17 protein-coding genes are annotated in these 18373 nt (G+C 38.0%); 2 read left to right on the forward strand and 15 right to left on the reverse strand.

Annotated features, from left to right (window positions below; genetic code table 11):
- From FHY47_RS04725 to FHY47_RS04770, 10 genes are all read right to left on the reverse strand, one after another.
- The gene (locus FHY47_RS04725) at positions 1–1299 is read right to left on the reverse strand and encodes an aminotransferase class III-fold pyridoxal phosphate-dependent enzyme (RefSeq protein ID WP_140461500.1); all 1299 of its coding nucleotides are present in this window, start codon (positions 1297–1299) and stop codon (positions 1–3) included.
- Between the two features lie 3 nt (positions 1300–1302).
- Positions 1303–2649: an aminotransferase family protein gene (locus FHY47_RS04730; protein ID WP_066103627.1), complete on the reverse strand. Its 1347-nt coding sequence runs from the start codon at positions 2647–2649 to the stop codon at positions 1303–1305.
- Between the two features lie 85 nt (positions 2650–2734).
- Positions 2735–3391 carry a 3-oxoacid CoA-transferase subunit B gene (locus tag FHY47_RS04735; RefSeq protein WP_066103624.1) on the reverse strand — a complete coding sequence of 219 codons (657 nt, stop codon included), beginning with the start codon at positions 3389–3391 and terminating at the stop codon, positions 2735–2737.
- Positions 3388–4071 carry a CoA transferase subunit A gene (locus tag FHY47_RS04740; RefSeq protein ID WP_077248016.1) on the reverse strand — a complete coding sequence of 228 codons (684 nt, stop codon included), beginning with the start codon at positions 4069–4071 and terminating at the stop codon, positions 3388–3390. Before FHY47_RS04740 ends, FHY47_RS04735 begins: the two co-directional genes overlap by 4 nt.
- Before the next feature lie 72 nt (positions 4072–4143).
- Positions 4144–4413, reverse strand: coding sequence for a YokU family protein (locus tag FHY47_RS04745; protein WP_066103622.1), 270 nt, complete (start codon positions 4411–4413; stop codon positions 4144–4146).
- Positions 4410–5825, reverse strand: coding sequence for a lysine 2,3-aminomutase (gene kamA, locus FHY47_RS04750; protein WP_066103620.1), 1416 nt, complete (start codon positions 5823–5825; stop codon positions 4410–4412). Before kamA ends, FHY47_RS04745 begins: the two co-directional genes overlap by 4 nt.
- Positions 5826–6233: 408 nt before the next feature.
- Positions 6234–6878 carry an SDR family oxidoreductase gene (locus FHY47_RS04755; RefSeq protein ID WP_148629753.1) on the reverse strand — a complete coding sequence of 215 codons (645 nt, stop codon included), beginning with the start codon at positions 6876–6878 and terminating at the stop codon, positions 6234–6236.
- Between the two features lie 28 nt (positions 6879–6906).
- Positions 6907–7491 carry an RBBP9/YdeN family alpha/beta hydrolase gene (locus FHY47_RS04760; RefSeq protein ID WP_066103618.1) on the reverse strand — a complete coding sequence of 195 codons (585 nt, stop codon included), beginning with the start codon at positions 7489–7491 and terminating at the stop codon, positions 6907–6909.
- Between the two features lie 144 nt (positions 7492–7635).
- On the reverse strand, positions 7636–8208 hold the full coding sequence (locus FHY47_RS04765; RefSeq protein WP_066103616.1) for a nitroreductase family protein: 573 nt from the start codon (positions 8206–8208) through the stop codon (positions 7636–7638).
- 153 nt (positions 8209–8361) lie between these two features.
- Complete coding sequence (locus FHY47_RS04770) at positions 8362–9312, reverse strand: peptidylprolyl isomerase (protein WP_077248015.1); 951 nt, start codon at positions 9310–9312, stop codon at positions 8362–8364.
- Positions 9313–9742: 430 nt separating this feature from the next.
- Between FHY47_RS04770 and FHY47_RS04775 the strand changes: the two genes are divergently transcribed.
- Positions 9743–10195 carry an OsmC family protein gene (locus tag FHY47_RS04775; RefSeq protein WP_066103613.1) on the forward strand — a complete coding sequence of 151 codons (453 nt, stop codon included), beginning with the start codon at positions 9743–9745 and terminating at the stop codon, positions 10193–10195.
- A gap of 103 nt (positions 10196–10298) precedes the next feature.
- Here FHY47_RS04775 and FHY47_RS04780 read toward each other — a convergent pair whose 3' ends face one another.
- The 3 genes from FHY47_RS04780 to FHY47_RS04790 are packed head-to-tail and all read right to left on the reverse strand — an operon-like array spanning position 10299 to position 13093.
- Positions 10299–11849: a flotillin lipid rafts scaffold protein FloT gene (locus FHY47_RS04780; protein ID WP_066103610.1), complete on the reverse strand. Its 1551-nt coding sequence runs from the start codon at positions 11847–11849 to the stop codon at positions 10299–10301.
- A gap of 15 nt (positions 11850–11864) precedes the next feature.
- Positions 11865–12398, reverse strand: a complete 534-nt coding sequence (locus FHY47_RS04785) for an NfeD family protein (RefSeq protein ID WP_066103608.1) — start codon at positions 12396–12398, stop codon at positions 11865–11867.
- A gap of 20 nt (positions 12399–12418) precedes the next feature.
- Positions 12419–13093: a PspA/IM30 family protein gene (locus tag FHY47_RS04790; RefSeq protein WP_140461504.1), complete on the reverse strand. Its 675-nt coding sequence runs from the start codon at positions 13091–13093 to the stop codon at positions 12419–12421.
- Positions 13094–13322: 229 nt separating this feature from the next.
- Here FHY47_RS04790 and FHY47_RS04795 point away from each other — a divergent pair, with 229 nt between their 5' ends.
- Entirely contained in the window at positions 13323–13793 is a 471-nt protein-coding gene (locus tag FHY47_RS04795; RefSeq protein WP_148629754.1) for a hypothetical protein, read from the forward strand.
- A gap of 37 nt (positions 13794–13830) precedes the next feature.
- Here FHY47_RS04795 and FHY47_RS04800 read toward each other — a convergent pair whose 3' ends face one another.
- Together FHY47_RS04800 and FHY47_RS04805 are read right to left on the reverse strand one after the other, a co-directional pair.
- A complete protein-coding gene (locus FHY47_RS04800; RefSeq protein ID WP_148629755.1) occupies positions 13831–17328 on the reverse strand; it encodes a S8 family peptidase in 3498 nt (1165 codons plus the stop codon).
- Positions 17329–17624: 296 nt separating this feature from the next.
- Positions 17625–18296 carry a DUF3885 domain-containing protein gene (locus FHY47_RS04805; protein WP_148629756.1) on the reverse strand — a complete coding sequence of 224 codons (672 nt, stop codon included), beginning with the start codon at positions 18294–18296 and terminating at the stop codon, positions 17625–17627.
- Between the last annotated feature and the right edge of the window lie 77 nt (positions 18297–18373).

Below are 18373 nucleotides of genomic sequence, written 5' to 3' on the forward strand. Positions count from 1 at the left end.
CTAAATACCCTCCTTTACCACGTCTCCAATAACGGTTTCGAGAATGGTTAACCCAGCATCCAATTCTTCTGTTGATATATTTAATGGCAGCATGAGCCTGATGGTTTGCCCGTTAACTCCGCAGTTCATGATTAGTAAATGCTTATCCAGGCATCGTGCTTTGATAAGCGGCACAATGGACTTTTTATCGGATTCATTGAATTCAATGCCAATCATCATACCGATTCCGCGGACTTCTTTTATTGGCTCGTATCCTAGCAAACTATTTTGCAGCCTATTAACAATTTGCTCACCGAGTTCTTTACTCCTCTTTACCAGATTCTCTTCTTCAATCACCTGTATACTTGCTAGGGCAGCTGCACATGAGATTGGGTTGCCTCCAAACGTGGAGCCATGCCCCCCTACAGGCCATTTATTATGTAAATCCCTATTTGCCACAATTGCACCAAGAGGCAGTCCGCCTGATAAAGCCTTTGCTAAAACGAGAATATCTGGAGTTACTCCTGAGTGTTCCGAAGCAAACATCCGCCCAGTTCTGCCAAATCCTGTTTGAACCTCATCAAATATTAATAAAATACCATGCTCATCAGCAATACTCCTTAATTCCTGTAAAAACAATGGAGGTGCGGGATAGTAACCGCCTTCCCCCAAAACCGGTTCAACAAGTATAGCAGCCACTCTCGATGGGTCAATATGTAAATCAAATAACGAACGTAATTGGTTAATACAATAATTTGTCAAATCAGCATTATCGATATTTTTTACTAAACCGGGATATGGATAAGGTGTATGGTAAACCTCTCCTACCAGCGGTTCGTAGTACTTTTTATATTTACTGCTTGATCCTGTTACAGTAGTAGCACCTAACGTACGTCCATGAAAGGACCCATTGAAAGCGATAATTCCCGGGCGGTCAGTAGCCGCACGTGCCAGCTTCAATGCTCCATCAATGGCTTCACCGCCTGAATTTGAGAAGAATACAGTATCTAAATTACCTGGCGTGATTTGTGCCAGCTTTTCAGCCAAGCCGATCACAGTCTCGTAATAGCCATAATTCAAACCAAAATGAACGAGTCGCTCCGCCTGTGTTTTTATAGCGTTAACGATTCTTTCATGAGAATGGCCGAGTGCATTAACTGCTACCCCTGAAACAAAATCAATATACTCTTCTCCATCCTTCGTCCAAAAACGTGCTCCCTTACCTCGATCTATAATTAATTCCGTCACTCTTGTGCTAACTGGAGATATATGTTTTCTCGCTTTCTCTGTTAATTCAGTAACTTTTTCAGAATGACTCATGATTTACTTCCCCCTCGAATACATAAATTGTTGCAGAGCAAGTTCTAATATATTTATGATTGCATCGATTTCTTCCCTGGAGACTGTTAAAGGCGGAGCAATTAACAAATGATCACCTTCATAGCCATTGATTGATCCACTTCCAGGATAAAAGACAGCTCCAATTTGCATGGCAATCCGATTAATCACTTCAGATGTTGAGCTAGAGGGAGGGAATGGGTCTCCTTTCGGACTGGAAGCAAATTCAATGCCTATCAACAGGCCTTTACCCCTTATATCCCAAATGACAGGGTAACGGTCCTGAAGCAGTTTAAGTTGTTTAATTAAATATTCACCCTGCATAACTACGTTGGGAAGGATTTTATTGTGAGCTAATTTTTTCAGAACTGCCAATCCGGCAGCGACAGAGACCGGATGGCCACTGTATGTATATCCATGCGCAAATTTCCCCTTGCTGTTTTGAATAATCCCTTTAATTAATCGATCGTGAACAATCATACCGCCAAGAGGCGAATAGCCGGCTGATACTCCCTTGCCAAACGTAATAATATCCGGTATGAAATCAAAATGCTCTACAGCAAAATAGGTCCCTGTTCTCCCAAAACCCGTCATCACTTCATCTGCAATCAAAAGAATATTATAATCGTCACATAACTTTCTGACCTCTTTAAAATACGAGTCTGGCGGACTTACACTTCCCAATTGGCTCCCGACGATTGGCTCAGCTATGAAGCAAGAAATTTGTTCCGGACCTATCTCAATAATCAACTTTTCTATATCCTTAATGCATGACCAATTGTGTTGTTGATTGCAATCATCGAGATTTCTTTGGTATGGGCATCGTTTACAATGAGGGGAATAAACATGTTTAAAATCAAGTAGATTTTGAGTGTATACCTGCCTTCTTTTAATATCGCCTCCAGCAGACAAGGATCCTAAAGTATTCCCATGATAAGATTGCCATCTGCCAATCACAATATGTTTTTCCGGATTTCCTGCACCTTTATGATATTGCTTTGCAAGTTTAATAGCACTTTCATTCGCCTCCGAGCCGCCACAGGTGAAATAAACCTTGTTTAATGGAACGGGAGCAATCTCCGCAATTCTCTCTGCCAGAAGATGCAATACCTCGGTTTCAAAACGCATCGAATGTACAAAGGCTGCTTTTTTTGCCTGTTCAGCCATCGCTTCAGCAATTTTCACATCCCCGTGACCTAAATTTGCGGCAACAGCACCGGAGCATGCATCAATATATTGCTTGCCATCCTGATCGTATAAATAAATCCCTTGCCCATGCGTTATGATTGGGTATTTATTCGTAAAATCACGATGAAATACATGGTCAGCCATTTGCGTCTCTCCATTTCATAGAAATGTTCTATCATTTTTCTACATACAAGATATGCTTAAAAAGCAAGTTCAAGACTTTTTTATGCTACATATCAAAGCCAACAAATTCACTGTTTAATTGAATTCTGAAATCCGCTTCCGTTTTTTCTTTAACAGTTTCCACTGTTATTCCTGGACCAGTTTCCACTAAAATAAGCCCCCTATCATCGACTGCAAATACGGCCAATTCAGTTATAATGAAATCCACTCTGCGCTCAGATGTAAGCGGATAATTAAGATTCTTAACGAGCTTCGGCTTCCCCGCTTTTGTTGTATGTAAGGTTGTTACGATAATTCTTTTAGAGCCCTCTAATAGATCCATCGCTCCTCCTACACCCAAAACCGCTTTTCCTGGAACTGCCCAATTTGCTATCCTGCCCATTTCATCCATTTGCAGAACACCCAAAATCGAGACATCAATATGGCCCCCACGTATCATCGCAAAAGATGATGCACTATCAAAATAAGATGCACCAGTCATGACAGTTACAGGAAGCTTTCCTGCATTCACCAAATTGGGATCTGGTTCATTTAATGGGGTAGGTCCCACCCCAAGAATCCCATTCTCTGTATGTAGAAATACGGATAGATGAGGAGCGATAAAATCTGCCACCAATGTTGGAATCCCAATCCCCAAGTTGACAATATCACCATTTCCAAGGAATCGTGCAGCACGTTTGGCAATCGTCTCTTTTGCACTCACAACGACTCCTCCTTTAACACTAAGTAATCAACATACAAATGAGGTGTGATAATTTCCTCAGGATCGAGTTCTCCCGCTTCTACTATTTCATCAACTTCAGCAATCACGATATTCCCGGCCGTCGCCATAGCAGGATTAAAATTCCGGGCAGACTTTATATAAATTAAATTACCAAGTTTGTCTGCTTTATAGGCCTTAATCAGTGAAAAATCAGCCTTCAAAGAATGTTGCAATATATATTTATTATCATTGAATTTTTTTTCTTCTTTCCCATTTGATAAGTCAGTGCCTACTCCAACGGGTGTATAGAATGCTGGTATTCCAGCTCCACCCGCACGAATCGCTTCTGCCAGTGTGCCCTGCGGCAGAAGTTCAATCTCAAGCTCTCCCCCCAAATAAGCCTCCACTACATCCGGGTTGGATGTGAAATAAGAACCTATCCCCTTTCTTACCTTCTTTTTTTGAACAAGCACTCCAAGTCCCCTGCCTGGCTCACCGAGATTATTGCTGATAATTTCAAGATTATTTATCCCTTTTCGGTCAAGAGCGTGTACCAATGTTATTGGACATCCCACCAATCCAAAGCCCCCAACCATGATACGGGCTCCGCTCTTTAGCAAGGATGCTGCTGCATCAGGTAAAAGTACCGGTTTCAACCTATTCACCTCTGTCCATTTCATTTTAATAAAAACGCCAAAGAATATAGCTTTTCTTTGACGTTGAATAACTGAAATCGCTTACATATATTTTGTCTATTTGAAATAGTTTCGCTTTAATAACCTTGGTACTTTCATCAATTCTTCAAAATGTACAGTGCCTGTTAATTGTTTTGTATTAATGAGCAATAAATGGTCCTCAATCTCCTCAGTCTGTTCATCCGTTAAATATTCCATTTGGCAATTGCCACAATGGATGGCTGGTGTTTCCTTTATTTCTAGTGATTGCGTTCCATCTGGCAGCTCCCAAAATACAGTGGTATTGGTCTCAATTGCCCCATCTTGTTCACACCATTGGCATTTCATACTTTTGAATCCTCTTGATCAGTTTTAGTTGTTTTTGTTTGTTGGGCCTTGAATTTCTTTTCTTTTAGAACGTCCCGTTTATCTCGTTGATCTTTTAGTGACGAATGCTCCGGATTTTGTTGATAGGCGTTTCGCTTGTTGTATCTTTCTAATCCATCCGGAGTAATATTAAACTTTTCATCATCCATAATGGACAAGATACCTGTACTGTTGTAATCTTCATATACATTTGGGTATGTTTGTTTGAAATATTCATCTGCACGACCGGACACATAGTTCTCCGGTTCTGGATATGATGTAATCACACCTTCAAAATTACGTAAGATCACTTTATTTGAACTTTGTGAAATGATGTAGTTCGGCTGAAGCGGTATTTTTCCACCCCCGCCTGGTGCATCAACCACAAAAGTCGGCACAGCATATCCGCTTGTATGACCGCGCAGCCCCTCCATAATTTCTAAGCCTTTACTAATAGGAGCTCTGAAATGTCCAATTCCTTCTGATAAATCACATTGGTAAATATAATAAGGACGAACTCTTATTTTGACTAAATCATGCATTAATTTTCTCATGATTGGGACACTGTCATTAATCCCAGCCAAAATAACCGCCTGATTGCCCACAGGTACTCCCGAATCAATAAGCAGCTCGCAGGCACGCTTTGATTCTTCTGTAATTTCGATCGATGTATTAAAATGTGTATTCAGCCAAACGGGATGGTACTTTTTAAGAATGGTACATAAATCTTTAGTGATTCTTTGCGGAAACACGACCGGGGCTCTAGTTCCAATACGAATAATTTCTACATGAGGAATGGCGCGTAAGTTTTTTAATATATATTCCAGTATACTGTCATTAATGAGAAGGCCATCACCACCAGAGATTAAAACATCCCGGACTGCCGGTGTTTGGCTGATGTAATTGATTGCTTTATCCAACTGCTTCTTCGGAACTCCCATACCAATCTGACCAGAAAACCTTCTTCTTGTGCAATAACGGCAGTACATGGAGCATTGATTTGTTACTAAAAATAAGACACGGTCCGGATAACGGTGAGTTAACCCTGGAACTGGGGAATCTTCATCTTCATGTAAGGGATCCTCTAAATCATACACCGTTTTGTGGAGCTCTTTTCCTATGGGAACGGATTGCATACGGATTGGACAGCGCTCATCATCAGGATCCATTAAAGATGCGTAATAGGGCGTTATATTCAAGGGAATCGTTTTAGTTGAGATCCGTACACCTTCTTCCTCTTCTGGTGTAAGATTAATCACCTTTTTTAAATCATCAAGTGTTTTGATGGTGTGGGTTAACTGCCAAATCCAGTCATTCCACTGATCATCCGCTACATCCTTCCATAACTCGATTTCACTCCAATGGCGTTTAGGTTTGTATAAATTATAGTCCACTATTCTCCCTCCCATGGTACGTATTCCATAACATCTCGGCTATGTGAATGGATAATTATTCGAGCTTTGCTCAGAAAAACCATATCGGTGGCTTTATTGTCATTCGATTGGTAAATTGTACTCCATCTGAATGGTAAGCTCATTCTAAATCATTCAGCTCCTGAGCTGAGCGCTGAAAAGAAGTCTCCTACGGAATGAAGATTAACATTTAATTTTGATTTACAGATACAAAATCTAATATATGAGTGAATGAAAATATGGTGTATTTAACCCAATCTCAACCTATCACCTCTAACCTTACACTGTCAATGACAAAAAATTTTGACAATTTAAGTCGAAAGATTTTCATATTTTTTATGACAAACAAATAAAGCAGTTCAGCTAAAAACTGAACTGCTTCGACAAATTTTATAGTTGGTTAAGAGCTTCCTCAATCGGGGTATCACCTGATATAAGATCAAAAGAACGATTATAGTTTGCCTCATTCGTGAGGCAAGCCAAAATAGTTCGTGCCACATCCTCACGCGGTATCGTTCCAGCCTTTATTGTATCCCCAGTACGGATTTTCCCGTTTCCAGGTTCATTCAGCAATCCACCCGGCCTTATAATCGTATATGTTAATGGGCTGTTTTCCAGAATTCGATCTGCATAATGCTTGGCAACATAATAAGGTTTAATTTCATCGCTCCAGTTTTCGCGGTTGTTAGCCTGAAGGGCACTGACCAAAATAAATCGTTTGATTCCAGCCTTTTCAGCTGATTCCATCATTTTCACTGCACCATCAAGATCAATTAAAAGCGTTTTGTCATGACCTGTGCTTCCTCCTGACCCAGCTGTGAAGCATATCGCATCTGATCCTTCAATTGCCTTCGCCAGATTTTCTACGCTATCTTCTAAATTAGCAAGAACAGTCTGTATACCTCTATTTTCAAATGATTTTACCTGCTCTTCTTTTCTGATCATCGCTTTTACATTGTGTTGTCCATCTTCCTTAATGAGGTGAACCAATTGATTGCCAATTTGTCCATTTGCACCAACTACTACTATATTCATAGAAACAATCACCGTCCTATCCATACATTCAGCCTTCATTTACTGCAAAATCATGATTTTGATCCAGACAATAATCAAGAATCCACTGCCATTTTCCAAAACCGGAGTCGATATTGATATGACCTTTATTCACAACCAAAAGTTGTATAATACCCAAGTCTTTATAAAATTGACTGTCTTCAACAGAGCAATAAGAATCGTTTGTGGATTGAATTTGCAGTGTATGATCAATAGACTGTATTAATTCTTTACCCTTAACTGGAAGGGGAAAAAACCTTTGGATGATTTCATGCTTTAAATAGGGAGAGGGCGGTGCCACTAAAATAACACGGTTAACCGATTTTTTTATCTTATGAGCATTTTTGAGAGCAAAATGAAGCCATAGGACACATCCTAAACTGTGAGCAACAACGGTTATATGGTCTGAGGTAATAGTTTGAAAGGTATCTTCCAATTTTTTTATCCACTTATCTTTATAAGGATCATCATATTCAGGAAGGGTCGGATAATAAACTGTTTCACCTGCATCCACCAGCTCATTATACAGCCAGGATTGCCAATGTTCAGGTCCGCTTCCGCCAAGTCCATGTATTATGAGAAAACTTCGGTCCATATTAACCCCTCCTTTTACCGATTTTATTCCATACTAAGTTTATCAGATTAATATATTTTATGTCTACTTTTATAGTAATCAAACTTTTTCCAAAAAATAAACCGGTACAGAGTGAATATCCTCTTTGTACCGGCTTTCGTTAATTTAATTGGTTATCCATGTGGTCACTTCATCAATAGATTTTCTTGAACCTTCTTTAGGATTCATATCTGGATATCCTAAATAGATAAACCCAGTTACAGCACCATCCTCAGAGAGATTAAAAGCCTTACTCATCCGTTTATCATGGCATTGTTTCCCGGTTCTCCATACGGCACCCAGTCCAAGAGCGTGAGCTGCCAGCAGGATATTTTGTGTAGCTGCATGGACAGCAGCGTATTCTTCTTCAATCAGAACCTTTTCATTCTTCACTGGTTCAACGGCAGTCACTATGATAACAGGAGCACGATAGGGATTCTTGCTTACTTTTTCTAATCTTTTTTTACTTTCTTCTGACTCAAGATCATCTAATTCAGATTTCAGGATATCCACTAACACATCACTGAGGATTTTTCTGCCATCCTCTTTCAAAACAAAAAACTTCCATGGTTCTGTACGATGATGACATGGTGCCCATGTTCCCGCTTCAATAATTTTATGTATGAGCTCATCAGGTATCGGCTCATTTTTAACCTTGCCAATACTTCTTCTTCCTTTAATGGCTTCAAATAGTTCCATAAACATTACCTCCCTATCTATTTCTCTCTATATTTTGTAAAATTTAGTTACTACTATACTATATATCCCTATGTTAGAAAGTACAAAAATTTCTTCTTCTCAAACAAAAAAGAGCAAACCAGTAACGGCTTGCTCTTAATCATTTATACATAATTATTCAAATTTATTTTTAATTTTATAATCTTTCTTTAAATCTTCCAACCATGTGCTGTACTCAGAAGATATCTTTTCGCTTAGAGCGGCTTCTTTAGCATCCTCTTTTGATTCTTCATAAGTGGATTCTTTAGCTTCTTTATGGCCTGTAGCTTTAATAATGTGGTAGCCATATTCTGATTTAACCACATCACTTACTTCATCAACTTCTAAAGCGAATGCTGCTTTTTCAAACTCTTCTACCATTTCTCCTTCAGAAATATAGCCGAGCTCTCCACCATTTTCAGCAGATGCTGTATCAGTGGAATTTTCTTTGGCGAGTTCAGCAAAATCCTCGCCGTCTTTGATTTTTTTCAATAATTCCTTTGCTTTGTCTTCGTCTTCAACAAGGATGTGGCTAACTTCAACTTGTTCAGATTGATCATAATTTGCTTTATTCTCTTCATAATAAGCTTTTACTTCATCCTCAGTGATTTCAATATCTTCCTGCATTAACTTTTCGATTTTAATATTTACCGCTATATCCTCTTTTAAATCATCAAGAGTTAAACTGCTAGCTTCAAGTGCTGATTTTAAAGCATCCTCTCCACCATAGCTTTCTATATATGCATCTACTTCTTTATTAATTTCACTATCATTAACTTTTATATTGCGCTCATCTGCTTCCTTTTCAATAACCTTCATCGTAACTAAGCTATCTACAGCAGAAGCTCCATACACATTGGCCATTGTGTCATATAATTCACTTTTAGTAATACGGTCGCCATTGACACTGCCTACTGTTTGAGATTTAGTATAAGCATATGCCCCGCCAGCTATAGCTGCAGTTAATACGGCAGCTGCTGCAATACCAGCAATCCATTTTTTATTTTTACGTTTTTTTGTTTGATCTGTTTTTATTTCAGTAGCTTTCTCTTCTGTATCTGAAGTATTCTTTGTCTCGTTGGTCATAATATAACTCCTATCGAAATAAAATTTATGTTGTCTGTTAACAATACTATAATCATATAATGTGTCAGGAATATGTCAAATATAAAATACCCACTGTCAAATATTGTTTAGTCAATGAAACAATGAATATTATTAGCATTACTATATGTAATATTATCTAATATAGTATATAAAAATATCATAAAGTGAAAATATAACCACTAGTTGAATTTGCACTGTATGTTTTCACTCCCTAAAGGATACTGGTCTACAAAAATAGATCTTCAACCATTAATTTTCTAACATAATAATATGTTCCAACCTTGTCCTAAAGTATGGTTAGACGATTAAAAATAAAAACTCCTTTTCAACTATATTTAAGCACTTTGTGTGAATTAGATTCATTTACGCATTAAAATGAAGATAATAGTAAAATAAAGGGGACTTTATAATGGCAGAGCATCAATTTATTTTAGAGGCTGTTTGGCCTGGATTACGAAACGATATAGGAGAAATACATACTAAAAACCTTCATACTAAAGTTTCGATACCGGAGGAAATGGATGGACCTGGAATCGGAACAAATCCTGATGAAATGTTACTTGGTGCTGCAGCAACCTGTTATATTATTACGCTGGCAGCCATGATGGAACGCAGCTATTTAGAAAAAGAAGGGTTAACCTTACAGTCAGCGGGAATTGTCGATGTAACAAACGGTGTGTTTACCTATAAAAAGATCATTCATCGGCCAACGATTATACTAAAGGACTCTGCAACAAAAGAAGATATCGGACTTGTCCAAAAACTAGCCCAAAAAGCTGAAGCATCCTGCATGGTCAGCCGTGCTCTCAAAGACAATGTAGACATAGAATTAGAAATCACGGTTAAGCGTATTTCTGAATAATGGTTATATACTCTAGAAGATTTTGAGTTTATTCAATCCTAATATCCGTAATAAACAAGAAACAACCTGAGCCCATATGAACTCAGGTTTGTTTATTGTTTATTTAGAGTTGATCTGGAGTACGATCAAGTCCCTTAACAATAGGAATCTCAGTTTTAGCCAACTCTTCTTCAAGGTTTATTCTGGGACTGACGCCTGAATTTTTACCTGCAAAGCTTTCAATTAACTCTTTCATGTCGATACCGGAGGATGCTTTTAATGACTCTTGTAAAGTTGCCATTAAATTCGTCGCATATCCGGTCACTTTATTGGCGCCGCCGCCTGTACCGCCGCTCCCTGTATCAACAATCGTAATTTTATCAATACTGCTCAGCGGTTTAGCCACTTCCCTTGCATATTCCGGAAGCATTTTTAACATCATATCCATAACAGCAGCCTGACCAAATTGCTCGAAGGCTTCTGCGATTTTTTGCTTTGCTTCCGCTTCCGCCAAACCTTTTAAACGAATGATATCCGCTTCGGAAACCCCTTGTGCTCTTTGTGCTTCCGCTTTTGCAAGACCATCTAAACGTACTCTCTCTGCTTCCGCTCTCGCCATTGCTTCGATGCGATATTGATTGGCATCGGCTTCAGTTAATTGCTTTGTTTTTTCCGCAGAAGCTGCTTGTTCAACTGCGTAGCGATCTGCATCCGCCTTTTTCTTCACTTCAGAATCATATTGCTTTTCACGGCGTAAAATTTCTTTTTCTTCTAATTCAATCAGCTTCTGCCGCTCAATGATTTTAATTTGCATCTCTTGTTCCGTAACATCTTGCTTAGAACGTGCAGTCTCCAAATCATATGCCTGATCGGCTTTTGCTTTAGCAATATCCTGTTCACGTCTGAATTCAGCAATTTTCAATTGATTTAATTTTTCTGCCTCTGCGATTTCAGTTGCACGTTCAAGTTCAGCTTTTTGCGCTTCCTTGGATGCTTCAGCCCGTTTGATCCGTGTTTCTTTATCGGCTTCGGCTGTTGCGATATCCGCATCCCTTTTCACCTGAGCTATTCTCGGTTTACCAAGCGATTCCAAATATCCATTTTTATCACGTACATCTTTAATTGTAAATGAAACGATAACCAATCCCATTTTCGCTAAATCCTGTGAGGCAACCCTCTGCACTTCCTGTGAAAATTTTTCACGGTTTTTATAGATTTCCTCAACTGTCATCGAACCAAGAATGGAGCGTAGATGCCCTTCCAGTACTTCTCTTGCTTCCTGTTCACGGTCATCCTTCGTTTTCCCTAAAAATTGTTCAGCAGCCGTTGCAATTTCAGAAATGGTATTACCTATTTTAATAATGGATACACCATCGGCCATTACCGGCACACCCTGTTCGGTATATACTTCCGGTGTTGAAACCTCTAATTTACTCGATAATAAGCTCAACGGCTCAGCTTGCTGGAATACTGGAAGAACGAAGGTCCCTCCTCCGCGTACAATTTTGATTCGATTTCCGGATTCATCAATATGTACATTTTTACTGCCTAAGTAACTGCCCGTGACAATCAATGCTTCATCAGGACCAGCTGTTCTATATTTTGTAACAAAAACTCCTATAAGGGCTAATAAAATAAATACCACTGCACCAACAATACCGTAGATTAATGTCATACTACTCCCACTCTCCTATCCCAGTTCATTTAATTCTTCATGTGGACTGACATGCAGAACACCATTTTGGATATCAATGATTAATACCTTTGTCTCAGATGGTATCGCTTCTTGGTCAAAACTTACGGCCGGCTTTGAAAACGTTCCGCTTTTACTTGTTATTAATACTTCACCATACCCATTAACAGGTACTGATGTTATCACTTTTCCCAACCGTCCCTTTAGTTCATCCTCGGTTATCGTTAAAGATTCATGAGCTGCCGACAAGGGGACTAAAACGAATAGATTAATAATAGAGACAAGTATAAAAGCAATTGCGAAGGAAATAAAAAAAATGGGAAGTGCCCGCAATGAGGTTAAAGAAACAAGCACATACCCTGATCCGCTTGCAATGGTCAAAAAGCTTAGTATAAGGGTTGGGTTTAAAAAGTCAGGGAGGTCTAATCCGGCAAACAGATCATTAAATAATATGAAGAAAAACGTAAGGATACCGGATATAATCAGTGAATATAAGAAAAAATCAGCTAATTCCACCCCTAAAAATTCCATACTAATCAACCCTTTATCAGTTATTTTTCGCTATTCAATGAATCCTTTAATCTTTGTAATTCTGATTCAACTAATTTTTCGGTTTCCATCTTTTTAAACTCATTATCAATTTCAAGATGATTACTTTTAAGCTCTTTACTGACTTCCGCTTCTGCTTCATATTCCATTACTTTTTGTTCCATTCGTTCAAATCCAGCTTTGGCCGAATTTCGACTTTCTGTATGGAAAGAACGATTTACTGAAGTTTGCACTTTAGCAGAAAGCGCTCTTGCCTTTAATGTATCTCTGCGCATCACAAGTTCCTGATAATCAGCTTTCATTTCTCGCAGTCGATTTTGCAAATCCTTGACATTTTGTTTAGCCTGTTCATGCAAATTCTCCAATGAGGCAAGCTCAATCCCGAGCTGAAGTTTGTTTTCTAAAGCTTGTTTTGCAAGCGTCTCTTTACCAGCTTGAATGGCTTCCATTGCCTGAGTATTACGTTTTTCAATCAGTAATTTTAAATCGGTGATTTTTCTGTGGGTTAATTTCTCCTCAGCCATGACCTTTGCAGTTGTCTTCTCTGCTTCTTCAATTTCATGATTCATTTCTCTTAGGTATTGGTCGGCCATTTTAATGGGATCTTCTGCTTTTTCAATGAGTGCATACAATTCTGAACTGACCACCGTCTTCATTCGTTTAAAAAACTCAAACATCTTATCAACCTCCTAGGATAATCTTACCATTTTATACGGTTGAATATCACTGAAAGTTTCAATTATTTTACAATATTATAATAATTCAAAAAAATTTATTAATGAAATACGATAGTTATTCACACCATGAATAATCTAATCATGCTTTTTGCTCAATCTATTACTCCGCAATAGCCTTTATAGTAAGCTTAAAAAATAACAACATAGTTATTCTGAAAGGAGATTTTCATTGAATATAGAAAAACCAGAATCAATCGATGCAATTATAAGTGACTTAAATAATGAAATAAGCTACTCTTTAACTACTCTTTCACCGTTTAAAAAAACACCGGAAGAGTTAAAGGCGGCCAGCCAATTGGCTACATTAAGAGATTCAGATATAATGGCTATTTCGTCAATGGCTCGTATATTGATTTCTCAAAGTCAACACCAAACAGATCAAGAAATAGCATCCAAACTAATAAAAGAACTATCCAATTCTCATCCGAATCGTTTCATCAAAAAAAATGCAAAAAGATGGCAAAGCAAAAGTGGGGTGAAAAACATGAGACAGAATGACCTTCATCATTTATGGGAGAAAATTAAGCCAATCACATCAGATCCCATTATCCAAAAACAATTCTGGAGCATTCTTGTCAAACTAATTAAAAACGAACGAAATCTTCAAAACCAACTCCCCATTCAGAAGGAAGAAGTGTAAAAAAGGTTTCCAGAAAACCTGGAAACCTTCTAAGTACCTATTTCTTTTCTTGCACGCGGATTGTGTACGGTGACAGAGAAGCAGAACCTTGAGCATCTTTTAATTTTATATAATAGGTACCTTTTTTAAGACTGATATTTAAAACTTCTGTATCATTTCCAGCATATCGGTCAGAGCCGGCGATTTTTTTGCCATTTTGATAAACCTCAAAGGCTCCATCCAATTCTCTGCCGCCACTTAAAGTGATTTGACCGCTGAAGGCTTTATCCACTTTAAGCTTGTACCAATCTTCATCATTTTTCTTTGTATTAAATGCGTTAAATCGGCCTGTTTTCTCCCATTTTCCCTTCGATTTCTTAAAGCTGATTGGTTTTGATGGTTTATTTTTCTTAATAACAGTCCCGGCATCTTCATCTTTGTGATTCACTTGACTGAGCTTAAACGTATATTGAGTTAAAGAGAATGGTAAATATTCCCCATCACCCATAATCGCGATAAAATACGCTTTACCCTTTTGGAAATAATGTGAGCCATATGCACCTGCAGGATCATAATAGGAATCTATATATTTAATCGTATCTAAATCCGCATCATCTACATTCTTGTTATTATTTTTATCTTCCATTACGGCAATATACGAATAAACATCACCTTTAACTAGTGCAGGGAGTCCTGGTGTGCTTGGTTTATTATTATCCACCGTTAATGCATAGTTACCAGATGCTTTGGCTGTGTATCTAAACAGATCCGTATCCGATAATTTTGCGTAATCTCCTTTAACAGTAGTACCAGGAAGAGTCTTTACGTTTTTCATAGAATCGTTGTTCTCGTATTTATCAGCAGGCTTACCTACCAATCTTGATTCAAAGAAATATTTATCCGTAGAATAGGAATCAGACATCCAATCCATCTCAATCTTCATATAATAGGTTTTTCCAGCTTCAAGTGAGGCATAAAACGTATTAAGCTTTTTGCCGGTAAATGGATCATAATTATCAGCAACTGCTTCTAGTAAACGGATTTCATTTCCGTCTTCACCTTCAGATTCAACGACCTGATAAATGGAGTACGAATGTTTAGCTGTACCTAAATCAAAGGCATGGATTCCTGCTGATGTTACATTGACTTTATACCAATCTTCATCATAGCGTGACTGTAAATAACCCGATTTTTCACTTGTTAATTTATACGGAATGGCCATTTCATTCAGCATTTCAATTACTTCATCGTCGCCTTCTTCTTCCCAATATTCTTCATCATCACCAACATATTCTTCTTCTTCGTCATACTCTTCATCACGATCATAAATGGAATGAATTCCATCCTCGTCCGCTGGCATTTTGACTAGGCTGGCCTTGAAAATATAGGGATCACCGTTTTGTCTGATTGCACCAGTTATCTTGGTAGCCGATGATTCGAATCCTTCTGAAAGGATAAAAAAGTCAAAGAAACTTTCGGAATATCCTTCATATTTGTTAGAAATTTTAATGGTATAGGTTGTTTTAGGCTCAGCAGTGAATACATCCTGTTCACTTTCTCCGATGGTGCCGCTGTTAATTTCCTGTTCAAGAATATTAACATGCGTTGGCTCTTCTTCTGAGTTACCATCCTCTATGTCTCCATCTGCTTCCTTACTCATACCCTCACCTTCAGTAATTTCCTCCTTTTCTTCCAACTCCTCTTCATCTCTAATGTCTGTCAAAGCATAGACAAACATGCTGACGTCTGCACCAGGTGTACCATTTACAGAAAGCTTAATGTTTTCCTCTTTTTCACCCGTTGTAAATTGAAAATAATCATCATCTCCATTTTCGCCAACAAGATGCATTTTTTTACCGGTAGTATCATATGACAATTTTGGTATTATAATCGGGTTTTCTTTACCGGATTCATCTTTTGAAACAGTTACTTTTTTGAATACTAATTCATATTCAGATAATTTGCTTCCGGCCACATCGTAATTTCCGCTAATATCTTTAACACCAACGGTCAAAGTACCATCGTATGGTGCTTTAAAGTAATAACCCTCTGTTTTACCTTCAGTGACATCATCGATTTTTTTCGTGCTTGATTTATCCTTTCCATACATATTCACAAGTAATTGGGAATCAAACACTTTAGATCCCATTAAATTGATTTGATATGTTTCACCTTTTTTTACGGTATGCTTAATCCAGTGCTGTTCCAAAGGTTTCATAAATGTTTTTTTCACCGTATAGCTGCTGCCAACCGTTTTAGCACTTTTCATAATTGTATCCTTATTCCACACGGCAGTAGTTAAGGATGGAATTTTTTTAATATCAAAGCTTAAAGCAGATGATGGGTTGATTAGTCCATATCCATATTTCTTATCGTAGCCCTTCGTACTCAAATCGGTAGCTGTTTTCTTCAAGATGTATTCTACCTGTTCCGGTTTTAATTTAGGATATTTAGATAATAATAAAGAAACCGTACCAGTCACCATTGGAGCTGCCATCGATGTGCCGCTAAATGAAGCAAAAGTCGATTTTTTCTCATAATCATAGATTGGTGCATAAACATTATCCCCAGGTGCTACCAAATCTGTCGATACACCATAGGATGACCAGGATGTCAGTGTTTTGCTTTTATTCACAGCACCGACACTAATGACTCCTTCATATGCAGCCGGGTAACCTTTCATATCAGATCCTTCATTACCAGCCGCAGCAACAATCACAATTCCAGCCGCTTTCGCTTTTTTGATTGCGGCTTCAAGAACCGGTGAACTGAATGGGCCACCTAAGCTTAAATTAATTACCTTCGCTTTCTTTTTAATCGCATATAAAACACCTTCTGCGATATTGTAATCATACGCACCCCATTCTCTATTAAATACATCAATAGATAAAACCGAGGCATTTGGATTTATGCCATATCCGCCAATTCCATTATTCTTCTCAGCTGCAATTATGCCGGCTACATGTGTGCCATGATCCTCCGGCAATGAGGCGTTAACTGGATTATGGACATTATAGCTTGATACAATTTTGTTTTTTAATTCAGGATGATTTTTATCAATTCCCGTATCAATCACAGCCACCAATACTTTATTTTTCCCTGCTTTTTTCTGTGCCACAGGTAAGTTTAACAGCTTGTTATAATATTGTTGACTGATCTTAGGATCGGTTTTGACAGAAGAAGTTTTATACTTTACGCTCGGCGAAATCGATGTGACCGAATTAGATTTACTTAATTCCGTGTAAGCTTGTTTAGCTGCGGATGCTGTTTTAAATTTTACAACTGAATAACCAAGGTTCCCGCCAGCCTTCATCACTTTCCCCTTATATTTGGTCAGGGTTTTCTTAGATAACGATCCACTATGCTTAATAACCAAGGTGTCTGCCTGAATATATTCGTCATATTTCTTCGTTGTTGGTTTGTAAATTTTTTCGGAACTGCGGATTTCATCTCCCTTTTGGTTTATTGAACTCACCTTTGCCGCAGCAAATACCCCACTTGTACCCGACGTGAGTAGCAATGCGGTAGCGGCTATGACAGCTACTATCTTTTTCATTCTTTCTCCCCTTTTTGTCTTCACTGATTTTTAAATTGAAGACTATTACCATTTCGTTACATTTATGTAAATAACCTGCTGTTAATTATGAAAAAGATTCGACAAAATTCTTTCTCTGCTATTTTGAAATCGGCAAAAAAACTGTTCAGCATTTATGCCAAACAGCCAGTTATAATTTAAGGTGATTTTATTAATTAAACTGGGACCAAGGTAATATGTATATATTGCATCAGAAAAAATAAGCAATACAGCAGAAGTGCAGCATCATAGACGATGACTGCACTTCTTTTAATTTATCAATTGCTTCTCCGGTTCAACGCTCGTTCAATCTTCTGCCGATCCACATCTTCCACCCAATCCTTATGTTGTTCATATAGCGGGCGCAGTCGTTCAGCGTCTATAGCAATAACCTCACACCCACGGTCATCATAGACAAATAAAATAAGGTCTTTAGTGATGTTCACTAAGAAGACATCCGGATAATGAATGGCGTCCCCTCCGAATCTTGGCTTTAGAGGAAAATCTTCGTGAGTTGCTGCTTTTAATAATTCAGTTATGCGTATGTCCTTTGTTTTACACAATAAGGAAAATTGCTGCATTTCATATTCTTCTTCATCTAACTCAAAAGGATATGGACATGTTCTCACCTGAATATGATTTAAAGAATTTCTATACTTTAGAAAAGGTTCATATACCTTCAACTTTCTCGTATGCTTTACATTAGTTTTATACGTGTACATATTCGTTACAAGGAATACGTCATCATATTGCTCAAATAATTGATTAAAGATCGTATCAAGTTGCTTGTACACTAGCCTAAATCTTTCACAATTTAGTTCACCATTTTTTTTGAACTGATAATTAGTGCCACCGAGCGTAAAGTGGATTCCTATGTCCCATTGATTATATATACTTGGCATTAATTCGATAGATGGAAATTTCTCCTTCAGATAGTCTATTACTTTCAAAGATTGATTCTCTCTTTCTATTATTAAGTGTATGGCCAATCTTACTAATTAAATAGAATTATTAATTCGGGTCTATT

The organism is Bacillus sp. E214, from assembly GCF_008087365.1.
GTDB lineage: Bacteria > Bacillota > Bacilli > Bacillales > Pradoshiaceae > Pradoshia.

Coding starts and splice junctions, on each gene's coding strand:
- FHY47_RS04725 (WP_140461500.1), bottom strand. CDS start 1,299: ATGAGTCATTCTGAAAAAGTTACTGAATTAACAGAGAAAGCGAGAAAA.
- FHY47_RS04730 (WP_066103627.1), bottom strand. CDS start 2,649: ATGGCTGACCATGTATTTCATCGTGATTTTACGAATAAATACCCAATC.
- FHY47_RS04740 (WP_077248016.1), bottom strand. CDS start 4,071: ATGAAATGGACAGAGGTGAATAGGTTGAAACCGGTACTTTTACCTGAT.
- FHY47_RS04745 (WP_066103622.1), bottom strand. CDS start 4,413: ATGAAATGCCAATGGTGTGAACAAGATGGGGCAATTGAGACCAATACC.
- FHY47_RS04755 (WP_148629753.1), bottom strand. CDS start 6,878: ATGAATATAGTAGTAGTTGGTGCAAATGGACAAATTGGCAATCAATTG.
- FHY47_RS04760 (WP_066103618.1), bottom strand. CDS start 7,491: ATGGACCGAAGTTTTCTCATAATACATGGACTTGGCGGAAGCGGACCT.
- FHY47_RS04765 (WP_066103616.1), bottom strand. CDS start 8,208: ATGGAACTATTTGAAGCCATTAAAGGAAGAAGAAGTATTGGCAAGGTT.
- FHY47_RS04770 (WP_077248015.1), bottom strand. CDS start 9,312: ATGACCAACGAGACAAAGAATACTTCAGATACAGAAGAGAAAGCTACT.
- FHY47_RS04775 (WP_066103613.1), top strand. CDS start 9,743: ATGGCAGAGCATCAATTTATTTTAGAGGCTGTTTGGCCTGGATTACGA.
- FHY47_RS04780 (WP_066103610.1), bottom strand. CDS start 11,849: ATGACATTAATCTACGGTATTGTTGGTGCAGTGGTATTTATTTTATTA.
- FHY47_RS04785 (WP_066103608.1), bottom strand. CDS start 12,398: ATGGAATTTTTAGGGGTGGAATTAGCTGATTTTTTCTTATATTCACTG.
- FHY47_RS04790 (WP_140461504.1), bottom strand. CDS start 13,093: ATGTTTGAGTTTTTTAAACGAATGAAGACGGTGGTCAGTTCAGAATTG.
- FHY47_RS04800 (WP_148629755.1), bottom strand. CDS start 17,328: ATGAAAAAGATAGTAGCTGTCATAGCCGCTACCGCATTGCTACTCACG.